This is a genomic window from Amycolatopsis sp. NPDC004378 (genome assembly GCF_053602455.1).
The window spans coordinates 298493-311786 of record NZ_JBSGDR010000008.1; the positions used below are offsets into that span (position 1 = coordinate 298493).

At 72.2% G+C, this 13294-nt stretch carries 13 protein-coding genes; 8 read left to right on the forward strand and 5 right to left on the reverse strand.

What is annotated here, in order from left to right:
* Positions 1 to 149 precede the first annotated feature (149 nt).
* Entirely contained in the window at positions 150 to 1790 is a 1641-nt protein-coding gene (locus tag ACWEN0_RS24965) for a serine/threonine-protein kinase (RefSeq protein ID WP_451977973.1), read from the forward strand.
* 13 nt (positions 1791 to 1803) lie between these two features.
* Entirely contained in the window at positions 1804 to 2883 is a 1080-nt protein-coding gene (locus ACWEN0_RS24970) for a serine/threonine-protein kinase (RefSeq protein WP_451977976.1), read from the forward strand.
* Here the strand turns inward: ACWEN0_RS24970 and ACWEN0_RS24975 are convergent.
* On the reverse strand, positions 2880 to 3782 hold the full coding sequence (locus ACWEN0_RS24975) for a LysR family transcriptional regulator (RefSeq protein WP_451977978.1): 903 nt from the start codon (positions 3780 to 3782) through the stop codon (positions 2880 to 2882). The two genes, ACWEN0_RS24970 and ACWEN0_RS24975, sit on opposite strands and share 4 nt — an antisense overlap.
* A 103-nt stretch (positions 3783 to 3885) precedes the next feature.
* Here ACWEN0_RS24975 and ACWEN0_RS24980 point away from each other — a divergent pair, with 103 nt between their 5' ends.
* The gene (locus ACWEN0_RS24980; protein WP_451977981.1) at positions 3886 to 4854 is read left to right on the forward strand and encodes a DMT family transporter; all 969 of its coding nucleotides are present in this window, start codon (positions 3886 to 3888) and stop codon (positions 4852 to 4854) included.
* A gap of 278 nt (positions 4855 to 5132) precedes the next feature.
* Here ACWEN0_RS24980 and ACWEN0_RS24985 read toward each other — a convergent pair whose 3' ends face one another.
* Positions 5133 to 5813, reverse strand: a complete 681-nt coding sequence (locus ACWEN0_RS24985) for a response regulator (RefSeq protein ID WP_451977984.1) — start codon at positions 5811 to 5813, stop codon at positions 5133 to 5135.
* Positions 5814 to 5820: 7 nt separating this feature from the next.
* The gene (locus ACWEN0_RS24990) at positions 5821 to 7122 is read right to left on the reverse strand and encodes a PspC domain-containing protein (RefSeq protein WP_451978174.1); all 1302 of its coding nucleotides are present in this window, start codon (positions 7120 to 7122) and stop codon (positions 5821 to 5823) included.
* A gap of 130 nt (positions 7123 to 7252) precedes the next feature.
* On the opposite strand from ACWEN0_RS24990, the gene ACWEN0_RS24995 reads away from it, so the two are divergent.
* On the forward strand, positions 7253 to 8551 hold the full coding sequence (locus ACWEN0_RS24995; protein WP_451977987.1) for a PspC domain-containing protein: 1299 nt from the start codon (positions 7253 to 7255) through the stop codon (positions 8549 to 8551).
* Positions 8544 to 8780, forward strand: coding sequence for a hypothetical protein (locus ACWEN0_RS25000; protein ID WP_451977990.1), 237 nt, complete (start codon positions 8544 to 8546; stop codon positions 8778 to 8780). The genes ACWEN0_RS24995 and ACWEN0_RS25000 overlap by 8 nt, the downstream gene beginning before the upstream one ends.
* 55 nt (positions 8781 to 8835) lie before the next feature.
* On the opposite strand, the gene guaA is transcribed toward ACWEN0_RS25000, so the two are convergent.
* On the reverse strand, positions 8836 to 10392 hold the full coding sequence (gene guaA / locus ACWEN0_RS25005; protein ID WP_451977993.1) for a glutamine-hydrolyzing GMP synthase: 1557 nt from the start codon (positions 10390 to 10392) through the stop codon (positions 8836 to 8838).
* Positions 10393 to 10499: 107 nt separating this feature from the next.
* Here guaA and ACWEN0_RS25010 point away from each other — a divergent pair, with 107 nt between their 5' ends.
* The gene (locus tag ACWEN0_RS25010; RefSeq protein ID WP_451977996.1) at positions 10500 to 11045 is read left to right on the forward strand and encodes a DinB family protein; all 546 of its coding nucleotides are present in this window, start codon (positions 10500 to 10502) and stop codon (positions 11043 to 11045) included.
* Between the two features lie 87 nt (positions 11046 to 11132).
* On the forward strand, positions 11133 to 11588 hold the full coding sequence (locus tag ACWEN0_RS25015; protein WP_451977999.1) for a hypothetical protein: 456 nt from the start codon (positions 11133 to 11135) through the stop codon (positions 11586 to 11588).
* On the opposite strand, the gene ACWEN0_RS25020 is transcribed toward ACWEN0_RS25015, so the two are convergent.
* Positions 11576 to 12184: a rhomboid family intramembrane serine protease gene (locus ACWEN0_RS25020; protein ID WP_451978002.1), complete on the reverse strand. Its 609-nt coding sequence runs from the start codon at positions 12182 to 12184 to the stop codon at positions 11576 to 11578. The genes ACWEN0_RS25015 and ACWEN0_RS25020 overlap by 13 nt on opposite strands.
* A gap of 74 nt (positions 12185 to 12258) precedes the next feature.
* On the opposite strand from ACWEN0_RS25020, the gene ACWEN0_RS25025 reads away from it, so the two are divergent.
* Positions 12259 to 13293 (forward strand): zinc-dependent alcohol dehydrogenase family protein, encoded by a 1035-nt coding sequence (locus ACWEN0_RS25025; RefSeq protein WP_451978005.1) that lies wholly within the window; start codon positions 12259 to 12261, stop codon positions 13291 to 13293.
* Position 13294 lies beyond the last annotated feature (1 nt).

The following is a 13294-nucleotide window of genomic DNA, read 5'->3' on the forward strand; positions in this document are numbered from 1 at the left end:
CGCCTAGCCTTGTCACGGGCCGGTCTCAGCGAAGCCGGCACACAGCCCACGACATGTGCATACGCTCCAGCGAAGCGGCGTGCGCGTGGCCGCGTCACCAGGCACCGATCCTCACGCCCTGGTGAAGTCGGAGCCCAAAGGGAGGTCGCGTGAGCGACGAGGGTCGCCTGGTCGCCGATCGATACCGCATCGTCGGCCGGATCGGCACGGGCGCGATGGGGGCGGTCTGGCAGGCGCACGACGAGGTCCTGGGCCGCACCGTGGCCATCAAGCAGCTCCTGCTCCAGCCGCACCTGGACGAGCACGACAAGGAAGACGCCCGGCAGCGCACGATGCGCGAGGGCCGGATCGCGGCTCGCCTGCACCACCCGAACGCGATCTCCGTCTTCGACGTCGTCACCGACGACAACGGCCAGCCGTGCCTGATCATGGAGTACCTCAACTCCACCAGCCTGGCCGCCGTGCTGCAGGAACGCCGCACGCTGCCGCCGACCGAGGTGGCGCGCATCGGCGCCCAGGTCGCGGCGGCCCTGCGCGAGGCGCACGCGGTCGGCATCGTGCACCGCGACATCAAGCCGGGCAACATCCTGCTGGCCGGCAACGGCACCGTGAAGATCACCGACTTCGGCATCTCGCGCGCCAAGGACGACGTCACGGTCACCAAGACCGGGATGATCGCCGGTACCCCCGCCTACCTGGCCCCCGAGGTCGCGATCGGCGGCGACCCGGGGCCCGAGTCGGACGTCTTCTCGCTCGGCTCGACGCTCTACGCGGCGTGTGAAGGCCAGCCGCCGTTCGGGCTGTCGGAGAACACGCTGAGCCTGCTGCACGCGGTCGCGGCCGGGCAGATCATCCCGCCGCGCCAGTCCGGGCCGCTGGCCAGCGTGCTGGCCGTGCTGCTGCACCCCGACGTCCAGCACCGGCCGACCGCCGAGGAGTGCGAAGAGCTGCTCGCGGCCGTCGCCCGGGGCGAGACGCCGCTGGGCGCCCCGGCGGACGAGACCGTGATGTCGCCGTCCGCGGGTGTCCTCGGGGCCGGTGCGCTCGGGGCCGGCGCCCTCGGCGCGGCCGCCGCCGCGGACCCGAACGCGACCCAGATGTTCGACGAGGTCCCGGCGGGCCACTCGGGCAGCCTCCTCGACGGCGGTCAGGCCCCGACGCAGGCCGTGCCGTACTACGACGAGGACGACTACCCGGAGGGCTCCGGCTACCCGGAGGACGACTACGACGGGTACGACCGCTACCCCGAGGACCACCAGCCGCAGCAGTACGTCGGCGGCGTGCCGCCGGGCCTGGCCGCGACCCGCGCCGTGCCGGTGCCGCCGCACGAGCAGGGCCCGTACGCGGACGACCCGTACGACGACTACGACGACGAGCCGCCCCCGCCGCCGCGGCGCGCGACCGGCCCGGTCGACGACGAAGACGAGCGGCCCGGCGCCTGGAAGCGCCCGGCGATCATCGGCGGCGTCGTGGTCGTGGCCCTGGTCGCGCTGGCCGTCTGGCTGCTGAGCCCGAACAACCCGGAGGCACCGGCGGCGCCGGTGTCGAGCAGCAAGCCGAAGCCCGCCGCGACGTCGGAGTCGCTCCCGTCCACGACGGAGGAGCCGATCAGCACGGCGGAAGTGCCGCCTCCGGCATCGGAGACGACCTCGTCGAGGCGGACGACCACGCGGAGCACCGAGCCGAAGACGACTCCGAAGACCACGACGCCTGAGACGACGACGTCCGAGTCGACCAGCGAGAAGCCGACTACGTCGACCTCGGCGCCGCCCACATCCACCACGCCGTGACCCGAGGTAACACTTGAGTTCTGAAGGAACCATCGTCGGCGGCCGGTTCCGGCTGGACCAGCCGATCGGCCGTGGCCGCGCGGGCATCGTGTGGCTGGCGTTCGACACGCGGCTGTTCCGCACCGTCGCGATGAAGCGGATGTACCTGCCGGTCGGGCTGACCGGCGAGCGCGCCGAGCAGGCCCGCGCGGCCGCCATGCAGGAGGGCAAGGACGCGGCGCGGATCGAGCACCCGTGCGCGATCAAGGTGTTCGACGTGCTGCCCGACGGCCAGGACGTCTGGCTGGTGATGGAGTACATCCCGTCGCGCAGCATGGCGACGTTCCTCGCCGAGCACGGCCGGCTGACGCCCGACCAGGCGGCGCTGCTGGGGATCCAGCTCGGCAACGCGCTCGCCGCGATCCACGCGGCCGGGTTCGTGCACCGCACGCTCGAGCCGGGCACGGTGCTGCTGGCCGACGACGGCGGCGTGAAGCTCACCGACATCGGCATCAGCGGCGGCGGGCCGCACGCGGCGTACGTGGCGCCCGAGGTGGCGCGCGGGCTGCCGCCGACGCCGCCCGCGGACGTCTTCTCCCTCGGCTCGACGCTCTACACCGCGGTCGAGGGCGTGCCGCCGTTCGGCGACGACGGGCAGTCCTCGGAACGTCCGCCGCAGAACGCGGGCGTGCTCACCGAGGCGCTGCGGAAGATGCTGCGCCCGGACCCGACGACGCGCCCGACCATGGCGGACACGGTCCGCTCGCTGAAGGCGATCACCGAGGGCCGGGAGACGGCGTTCATCCCGCCGACCGCGCCCGCCATGCCGACGATGCCCGTGGGCCGGCCGCCGATGCCGCCGTCGGGACCGCAGTTCCAGCAGCAGATCCCGGTCACGCCGCCGCCCGGCTACGCGGCCCAGGGCGCGACGCAGCAGATCCCGCCGGTGCACGCACCCCAGGCGACGCAGTACGCGCCGCCGCCGGCTCCTCAGCCGCCGCAGCAGCAGGGCGAGTGGACGCTGCCGGTGTCGAAGAAGACGCTGATCACCGTGGCCGCGATCCTGGCGGCCGTGCTGGTCGGCATCCTCGTCTCGGAGCTGTTCTTCGTCTAAGCCACCTTGGCGGTCGCCGCGCGCATGGCCTCGAGCAGCGTGCGGACGGCCGGGTGGCCCCACGCGCGCGACGCCACGGCGGCGTGGATCGCGCGCGCCGGCTCCGGGTTGCGGATCTTGCGGACGACCACGCCCGGGTGCTGCGCGCCGAGCCCGAGTTCCGGGATCAGCCCGACGCCGATGCCGGCGGCGACGAACCCCTGCGCCGTCTGGTAGTCCTCGGATTCGACGACGACGTTCGGCGCGAAGCCGGCGGACGCGCAGGCGCTGTCCAGGATGTCGCGGCAGACGCCGGGCAGGCCGTCGACGCCGACCCACGGCTCTTCCGCGAACTCCGTCAGGTCGAGCACGCGCTTGCGGGCCAGCGGGTGGGTCTTGGGCAGCACGGCGCGGTAGGGGTCGTCGAGCAGGTGCACCAGCTCGACGCCCTTGGCGGGCGGGGTCCTGCGCGGGAAGACGGTGATCGCGACGTCGGCTTCGCCCGCTTCGACGTCGGCCATCGGGTCCTGCGGCTCGACCAGCTTGAGGTCGAGGCGGACGCCGGGGTGCTCGCGCCGGACGGCGGCGATGGCGGGCGGCACCAGGGACGCGCCGGCCGTCGCGAAGTAGCGGATCGCGACGCGGCCGATGCGGCCCTCCTTGAGCTCGGTCAGCGCCGCCTCGGCCTTCGCGAGCTCGGTGCTCAGCGTCTCGGCGTGTTCGGACAGCAGCGCGCCGGCCGCGGTCGGCCGGACGCCGCGCCCGACGCGTTCGAGCAGTTCGGTGCCGGCTTCGCGTTCCAGGGCCGACAACTGCTGGCTGATCGCGGACGGCGTGTAGCCGAGGTTGCGGGCCGCGGCGGTGATCGACCCGCTGGTGATCACGGCGCGGAGGACCTGCATGCGGCGGACGTCGAGCATGGCCCGATCGTACAGCTGAGCTTAAGCGTCCCTGCAGTTATTTTCGCTTGTCCTTATGACTCCGCGGCGCGAAGCTGGCGCTTGATCGGAGAAGGAGGACCGGGTGGGAGAGACGAAGACCCTGCTGAGGATCGCCGCGCTGGCGTTGATGTGGGGCTCGAGCTTCTTCTGGATCAAGCTGGGGCTGGGGATGTTCTCGCCGGTGCAGCTGGTGCTGGCGCGGCTGGTGCTCGGCGCGGCGACGCTGGTGCTGCTGTGCCGGCTGCAGGGAGCGCGGCTGCCGCGCGGCCGGCGGATGTGGGGGCACCTGGCGGTCGCGGCGTTCTTCCACAACGCACTGCCGTTCCTGCTGTTCGCGATCGGCGAGACGACGGTCGACTCGGGGATCACCGGCGTGCTGAACTCGACGACGCCGCTGTGGGTGCTGCTGGCGGCGCCGCTGATGGGGACGTCGTCGCGGATGACCGGGACCCGGCTGGCGGGCCTGGTCGCCGGGCTGGGCGGGATCCTGCTGATCTTCGCGCCGTGGCAGGCGTCGGGACTGCTGAGCTGGGGCGCGCTGGCCTGCCTCGCGGCGGCGGCGAGCTACGGCTTCGCGTTCGTCTACGAAGGCAAGTACCTGTCTTCGACTTCGGTTTCGCCGTACGCGATTTCGGGCGGGCAGATGCTGCTGGCCAGCGGGATGCTCGTGGTGGCGCTGCCCGCGGGCGGGTTCACGCCGGTGCACGTCTCGCCGGTGCCGCTGCTGGCGATGCTGGTGCTCGGGGTGGGGTCGACGGGCATCGCGTTCGCGCTCAACTACCAGCTGCTGGCGAGCGAAGGCGCGGTCGCGGCTTCGGTGGTCGGCTATCTGCTGCCCGTGGTCTCGGTGCTGCTGGGCGCGGTGTTCCTGGGTGAGCAGCTGAACCTGCGGGTGATCGCGGGCATGCTGGTCGTCCTCGGCGGGGTCGCGCTGACCCGCCTCCGGAAGCCGGAGCGAGGGGCCCTGGAGGAGCCCGGTGACCAGGCGGATGGGCTTGGTGACGACACCGCCGGGCGCACACCCCGGCCTCTCGCTCCCCTGGCCGACTGATCGGGTCGGTCCGGCGATGAACGATCCGGTTCGTTAGCAGCGGCTTTCTCGGGCGTGCTGTTAACGATCTAGTTCGTTAGCGTCCACGGCCAATGAACGTTCCAGTACGTTAACGAGCTCGGCGCGATGAACGAACCGGTGAGTTAACGCCGAGCCGAGGCCAATGGACGATCTAGTTCGTTAAACCGCCGGGCAGGGCGGCCGCAATGAACGATCTGGTTCGTTCGGGGCGGACGGTGGGGAGCGAACGGGCGGCGGCCGGGGCGACGGCTGGGAACTCAGACCAGGCGGCGGTCGGAAGCCCAGCGAGACAGCTCGTAGCGGTTCGAAAGCTGAGTCTTCCGAAGAACGCTCGAAACGTGCGTCTCGACGGTCTTCACCGAGATGAACAGCTCCGACGCGATCTCCTTGTACGCATACCCCCGCGCCAGCAACCGCAGGACGTCGCGCTCCCGCGGCGTCAGCAGGTCCAGCTCCGGATCGTTGATCGGCGCCGAACCGGGACGGTCCGCGAACGCGTCCAGCACGAACCCGGCCAGGCGCGGCGAGAAGACCGCGTCGCCGTCGGACACCCGGACGACCGCCCGGACCAGTTCCTTGGACGAGATCGTCTTCGTCACGTACCCGCGGGCACCCGCGCGGATGACCGCGATGACGTCCTCGGCCGCGTCGGACACCGACAGCGCCAGGAACACCACGTCCGGCAGCTCCGGGCGGACCCGGCGCAGCACCTCGGCGCCGCCGCCGTCGGGCATGTGGACGTCGAGCAGCACCACCTGCGGCTTCGTCCGGGCGATGCCCGCCACCGCCTCGGCCACCGAACCGGCTTCGCCGACCACCTTGACCTCGTTGGTGATCGAGTCGAGCTCCGTGCGCACCCCCGCGCGGAACAGCGCGTGGTCGTCGACGAGGAACACCTTGACCGGTTCGCGCTGGGTGTCAGTCACGTCGTCGAGCATAGCCGCCTCACGCTGCCCCCTTGCCCGCTTTCACCGGCATGGCGAGCTGCACTTCCGTGCCCTCCCCCGGCGCGGTGCGCACCTTGCACGTGCCGCCGTGGCGGGTCATCCGGCCGCGGATCGAGTCCGCGAGGCCGTGGCGGTCGTCCGGGACGAGGTCGGGGTCGAAGCCCTTGCCGCGGTCGCGGACGAACACCGTCACCGAGGTCGGCTCGACCTCGGCGAAGACGCTGACCTCCTCGACCCCGGCGTGCTTCGCCGCGTTGACGATCGCCTCGCGCGCGGCCTGGACCAGCGCCACCAGGGACTCGTCCAGCTCGGCGTCGCCGACGACCACCTGGCCGACCGAGATCGCGAACGTGTCCTCGACTTCGCCGCACGCCGTCGCGAGGGCTTCCGACAGCCGGCCGGTGGTCTGGGCTTCCTCGGCCGGGGACTTCTCGGCCGGCTTGCCGTAGCCGTTGGGGCCGTAGAGCCAGCCGCGCAGTTCACGCTCCTGGCTGCGGGCGAGCCGGGCGACCTCGCGGGGCTGCTCGCTCTGCTTCTGGATCAGGGCCAGGGTCTGCAGGACGGAGTCGTGCAGGTGCGCGGCGATCTCGGCGCGTTCGTCGGTGCGGATGCGGGCCTTGCGCTCGTCGGACAGGTCCCGGACCAGCCGCAGCCAGAACGGCACGGTCAGCACGGCGACGCCGATGAGCGTCGCGACGACCGCGATCAGCGCGAACTGGACCTGGTCGAGCGTGCCGCTGCGCAGCACGACGACCGTGATGCCGGTGATCACCAGCGCCACGCCGGCGACGATCCGGATCGCGGCCGACCAGCCGCCCCCGCCGAGGAACGCCCCCGCGAAGCCGTCCTTCGCCCCGACGCGCCAGCGGCGGCGCTGCGACTCGTCGGCCTCCCGCCAGACGACGGCGAGACCGATCATCGCGACCGCGAGCGGCACGGCGACCCAGCCGCTGATGAACCCGGTGAGCGTCCCGCTCGCGACGGCGAGGCCGACGCCCAGCGCGATCAGGCCGAACGCCTGCTGGCGCTCCTTCGACGTCGGCGCCTTCGCGGTTTCTTCGGTCTGCTGCTGGACGAACACCCAAAGGAGCCCGTACGCGAGCAGGCCGGCGCCGTTGAGGGCGGCGAGCAGCGCGAAGGCCGTCCGCACCCAGACGACCGGCACCCCGAGGTGGTCGGCGAGACCACCGGCGACCCCGGCGATCGCCCGCCCGGACCGGCGCCGGAACATCTTGGGCTTCTCCGGGACGGCCACCTGCTCGGTGGTGACGTGGTCGAGGGACTCCTGCACGGGGTCCATGGTCACACGCACGGGCCTGGGGTTCCATCGGGGAAGCCCCTGATCCGGTCCCCGGGGCGCGCCCCTCTCCGGGGAGAATCAGGGACCATCCCGGATGTCCGCCGGACCGGCGTGCCGCATGCTCTTCGGTATGAGTGGTGCGAGTGAGACACGGGCACCGAAGCCGAGTCCTCTGAACGGCTTCGAGGAAACCGTGAAGGACTTCTGGGTCAGCCGTCCGCGACGGCCGCACGCGGGGCGGAAGGTGGCCGGGGTGGCCGCCGCGATCGGGTACCGGTACGGGATCGACCCCGTCGTCGTGCGGGTCGCCTTGGTGGTCGCGACGATCTTCGGTGGGTTCGGTGTCCCCTTCTACCTGCTGGGGTGGCTGTTCCTGCCCGGCGAGAGCGACGAGGTCTCCGGCTTCGAGTCGCTGATCGGGCGCGGCCGGTCGTCCGTGTCGCCCGCGTTCGCCGTGGTGCTCTGCGTCCTCACCGTCGTCAGCGTCGGGGGCAGCTTCAGCGGCTCGTGGTTCGACGGCGGGGCCCTCATCAGCTTCGCGCTCATGGCCATCGCGCTCTACCTGCTGCACCGCAGCCGCGGCCAGGAGAACCGGCCCGCTCCGGTCGTCTCACGGGCGCACTCGACGTCCTTCACCGGGAACGGAGCCTTCACCATGACCGACACCGCGACCGCCGAGGCGAAGTCGCCGTCCCAGGGCTGGGATCCCCTCGCCGCCGACCCGGCCGGCTGGGACCTGCCCGAGCCGCCGTCGTCGCAGCCGCCGCCCGCGCCGCCGACGTCGGCGCACGAACCACCGCGCCACCACCCGCGCCGCCGCAACTCCAAGGTGGGCTCGGCGACCTTCGGGCTCGCCGTGGTCACCGCCGGCGGTGGCGTGCTGGCGAACCTCAACGGCGCCACCTGGTTCTCCGCGCAGCACATCATCGGCCTGGTGCTCGGCGTGGTCGGGATCGGCCTGGTCGTCGGGGCGTTCGCCCGCGGCGGGCGCGGCCTGATCGGGCTCGCGGTGCCGCTGGCGATCGCCGGCATGATCCTGACGACCGTGCCGTTCCAGAACTTCGACTTCCGCGGCGGCGCGGGCGACCTCAAGGTGACGCCGCGCTCGGCGACCGACGTGAAACCGCTCTACCAGCACGCCGCGGGCGACATCGACCTCGACCTGACCGCGCTGCCCGCCGGCTCGCCGATCACCACCGAGGTGGTCAACGGCGCGGGCGACACCAAGATCACCGTGCCGGACACCGCGGACGTCACCTACGACTGCCACACCGGCGCCGGCACGACCGACTGCTTCGACCGGTCCGTCGACGGCATCAGCCAGGACACCCTGAGCGGCACCGACTACGGCACGGACGGCCCCGGCGGCCAGAAGATCACCCTGCACGTCAAGAACAGCGTGGGCAACGTGGAGGTGCGCCGTGGCTGACCAGAACCCCTACGCCTACGACAACCCGGCGGAGGCTCCGCCCGCGCGGCGCGGCGTGGACGTCTTCACCCTGATCGTCGGGGTCGCGACGCTGCTGATCTCGGCCTACGTCCTCTCGGACGGCGCGAGCTGGCTGCCGACGTTCGACTTCCGCTGGGTGATCGCCGGCGGCGCGGTGCTCGTGGGGCTCATGCTCCTCGGCGCGTCCTTCGGGAAACGCCGCCGCTAGCACCGGAAACCACCACTCTCTCGAGGCCCCGGATCCCACGCCGGGGCCTCGAGTCCTATTCCCACTCGATGGTGCCCGGCGGCTTGGACGTCACGTCCAGGACCACGCGGTTGACCTCCGCGACCTCGTTGGTGATGCGGGTGGAAATCCGCTCCAGAACGTCGTAGGGCAGGCGCGTCCAGTCCGCGGTCATCGCGTCCTCGGACGACACCGGGCGCAGCACCACCGGGTGGCCGTACGTGCGGCCGTCGCCCTGGACGCCGACGCTGCGGACGTCCGCGAGCAGGACCACCGGGCACTGCCAGATGCTGCGGTCCAGCCCGGCCGCCGTCAGCTCCTCGCGCGCGATCAGGTCGGCCGCGCGCAGGGTGTCCAGGCGCTCCTGGTCGACCGCGCCGATGATCCGGATGCCCAGGCCGGGGCCGGGGAACGGCTGGCGCTGCACGATCGTCTCGGGCAGGCCCAGCTCCAGGCCGACGCGGCGGACCTCGTCCTTGAACAGCAGCCGCAGCGGCTCGACGAGCTCGAACTGCAGGTCGTCCGGCAGGCCGCCGACGTTGTGGTGGCTCTTGATGTTGGCCGTGCCCTCGCCGCCGCCGGACTCGACGACGTCCGGGTACAGCGTGCCCTGGACCAGGAACTTGTAGTCGCCCTGCGCCTTGAGGTCGCGCTCGGCCTGCTCGAAGACGCGGATGAACTCGCGCCCGATGATCTTGCGCTTCTCTTCGGGGTCGGTGACGCCGGCGAGCGCGTCGAGGAACCGCTCGCGCGCGTCGACCGTGACGAGGTTGACGCCGGTCGCGGCGACGTAGTCCCGCTCGACCTGGGTGCGCTCGCCCGCGCGCAGCAGGCCGTGGTCGACGAACACGCAGGTCAGCCGGTCGCCGATGGCGCGCTGCACCAGAGCCGCGGCCACCGCGGAGTCGACGCCGCCGGAGAGGCCGCAGATCGCGCGGCCGTCGCCGATCTGGTCGCTGATCCGCTGGATCTGCTCTTCGACGATCGACGACGTCGTCCACTGCGGCTTGATGCCCGCGATGTCGTGCAGGAACCGGCGCAGGACCTCCTGGCCGTGCGGCGAGTGCGCGACCTCGGGGTGGTACTGGACGCCGGCGAAGCGGCGCTCGACGTCTTCGAAGCCGGCGACCTCGGCGCCGTCGGAGGACGCGGTGACGACCGAGCCTTCCGGCGCCTTGGTGACGCTGTCGTTGTGGCTCATCCACGCGGGCTGGTGCGCGGGCAGGCCGGCGTGCAGGACGCCGCCGTCGCCGGTCACGCGGACCTCGGTGCGGCCGAACTCGCGGACCCCGGTCGGCTCGACGACGCCGCCGAGCGCGCTGGCCAGCAGCTGGTGGCCGTAGCAGATGCCGAAGATCGGGACGCCCGCTTCGGTGAGCTTCGGGTCCATGCTCGGGGCGCCTTCGGCGTACACGCTCGAAGGGCCGCCGGAGAGGATGATCGCCGCGGGGTTCTTCGCGAGCATCTCCTCGACGGTCGCGCTGTGCGGCACGACCTCCGAGTAGATCTGTGCCTCGCGGACGCGCCGGGCGATCAGCTGCGCGTACTGCGCCCCGAAGTCCACGACGAGAACCGGACCGGTGGGACTGGGCACCTGGCGACCTCCTGGCTGCGGCGGGATTGACGTCCATCGTCCCAGGTGGGCTGGGTCACCCGGGATTCAGGGCCGCCTCTGTCCTCGATCCTTCCTATGGTTCCCGCATGGCTGTGAACTGGACCAAGGAACTGACCGACCAGCTCGACTTCCACTGGCAGGTGCACACGCGCCCGAAGCTCGAGGGCCTCACCGACGAGGAGTACCTCTGGGAGCCGGTCGCGGGCTGCTGGACCGTCCGGCCGCGGAAGTCGGACGACGAACCCGGCACCGGGCCGTTCACCATCGACTTCGCGTTCCCCGAGCCGGCCCCGCCGCCCGTCACGACGATCGCGTGGCGGCTCAACCACGTCCTCGTCGGCGTCCTGGGCATGCGGACGGCGTCCCACTTCGGCGGCCCGGCGATGACCTACGACGACTACCCGTACCCGGGGACGGCGGCCGAGGCCATGGCGTTGCTGGACGAGTACTACGCCCGGTGGGTCGAAGGCGTGAAGTCACTCGACGACGAAGGCCTCGCGAAGGCGTGCGGCCCGGCTGAAGGCCCGTACGCGGAGTACCCGATGGCGACGCTCGTGCTCCACATCCACCGCGAGATGATCCACCACTGCGCCGAAGTCCTCCTCCTGCGCGACCTCTACCGGAGCCGGTGATCTGTAACGCCGAGTCACCGTCGGCCCGACACAACGGGTATCGAGGGCGGCGCCGACCCGGGGCCCGCCACCGCCGAGGGGGCCCGCATGCTCTACCGACTCCGCCCGCCCGGCCGTCTGACCTGGTGTGACGTGCCGGGTTACGCGGTCTGCCGCCCCGACGACCAGCCCCTGCCCGACTGGGAACGGCTGTCGTGGGTGCCCGCCGAAACGCGTGCGTTCAGCAACGACCTCCTGCGCATCGCCGTCCGCTACGGCACCCGGTCGGGCAGCGGGATCGTCCTGGACGCCCGGCACACCGAGGACCTCGGGCGGGCCGACGAGCTGCGGTGCGAGCAGATCGCCGTCGCCCAGGCCCGGGTGGACCTCCACCGGGGCACCGGAGTGGACGTGCTCGACGCGGGCCGGGACGCCCAGGCGTGGGACCGCGCCGAGGAAGCGGCCCGCCAGGCCGAAGCGGACCTCGCCGAGCTCCTGGCCGTGCCCCCGCAGCCGCACCTGGTCGCGCACTGGTGCCGCCTCGGTGGCCACTACCCGGACTGAACACTCCCGACCGGCCGCGGCAGGCTCAGGAAGCCGAGTGCCATTCCCAGCAGCAGGGGCAGGCCGTGGTTGTCGTGGACGAGCGTGTCGACCACGGCCAGCACCGGCGCCGCGAACGCCAGGACGCGGAACTGCACCGGCAGCGTGACGCCGTAGCGCCGCGAGGCCACCAGCACCACCACGGCCAGTGCGCCGACCAGGCCGGCCACGCACATCGAGTTGCCCGCGCCGACCGGGTTCAGCCAGACGTAGCTCATGAACTGGCCGAACAGCCCGCAGCCGAAGTAGAGCAGCAGCCACCGCGCGCGCCCGAAGACGCGCTCTGCGAGCGTGCCGGACACCGCCAGCCACACGAGGTTCGAGACCAGGCCGAACGCCCGGCCGTCCTGGAAGAACATGCCCGTCACCAGGCGGTACCACTGGCCGTCGTCGATGCGGGCCGCGTCGCGGACGACCGCGTCGTACAGCGGCGGGTGCACCAGCTGCGCGATCCCGCACGCCAGCGTCACCGCGAAGACCGCGGCCGTGAGGTACGGGCGGCGGGCTCCCGTGGCGAGGGCGGCGAACGGGTTGCGGGATGCGGCGCCGGTGGTCATGGACGAAAATCTAGGCGCGCCACCGCCGTCGCACCCCCGACGTTTGTCACGTTCCGCCCAGGGAAGGCCCCAGTATGCGAGCGACACTCATCTACGGCGCCGGCGACGTCCGGGTCGAGACCGTGCCGGACCCGAAGCCGGCCGAGCCCACCGACGTCGTCCTGCGCGTCGTGCGGTCCTGCATCTGCGGCAGCGACCTCTGGCCGTACGCCGACATGCCGCCGCGCGAGCACGGGCGCCGGATCGGGCACGAGTTCCTCGGGATCGTCGAAGAGACGGGCGCCGACGTCACGACCGTCAAGAAGGGCGACCTCGCCGTGGCGCCGTTCGTCTGGTCGGACAACACCTGTGAGTTCTGCCGGGAGGGCCTCCAGACGTCGTGCCTGCACGGCGGCGGCTGGGGCGCGAAGGGCGTCGACGGCGGCCAGGGCGAGGCCGTCCGCGTGCCGCAGGCCGACGGCACCCTGGTCAAGCTGCCCCACACCGAGGACGACGACCTGCTGGCGTCGCTGCTGACCCTGTCGGACGTCTTCTCCACCGGCCACCACGCCGCGGTGAAGGCGCGCGTGAGCGAGGGCCAGAACGTCACCGTGATCGGCGACGGCGCGGTCGGCCTCTCCGCCGTCCTCGCGGCGAAACGCCTCGGCGCCGCCCGGATCGTCCTCATGGGACGCCACCAGCCGCGAACCGACCTCGGCCGCGAGTTCGGCGCGACCGACGTCGTCGCCGAGCGCGGTGAGGAGGGCATCGAGAAGGTGCGCGAGCTGACCAACGGCCGGGGCACGCACGCCGTCCTCGAGTGCGTCGGCACCAGGGGTGCCTTCGAGATGGGCGTCGGGGTCGTGCGCGCGGGCGGCGCGGTCAGCCGCGTCGGCCTGCCGCAGTACGAGGACGCCCCCGTCGGCGTGGGCGTGTTCCGCCGCAACGTCACCATCACCGGCGGCGTCGCGCCGGCGCGGCACTACATCCCCGAGCTGTTGCCGGACGTCCTCGACGGCAAGTACCAGCCGGGCCGGGTGTTCGACCGCACGATCGACATCGAGGGTGTGCCGGACGGCTACCGGGCCATGGCGGACCGCGAGGCGTTGAAGGTGCTCATCAAGCCGTAAC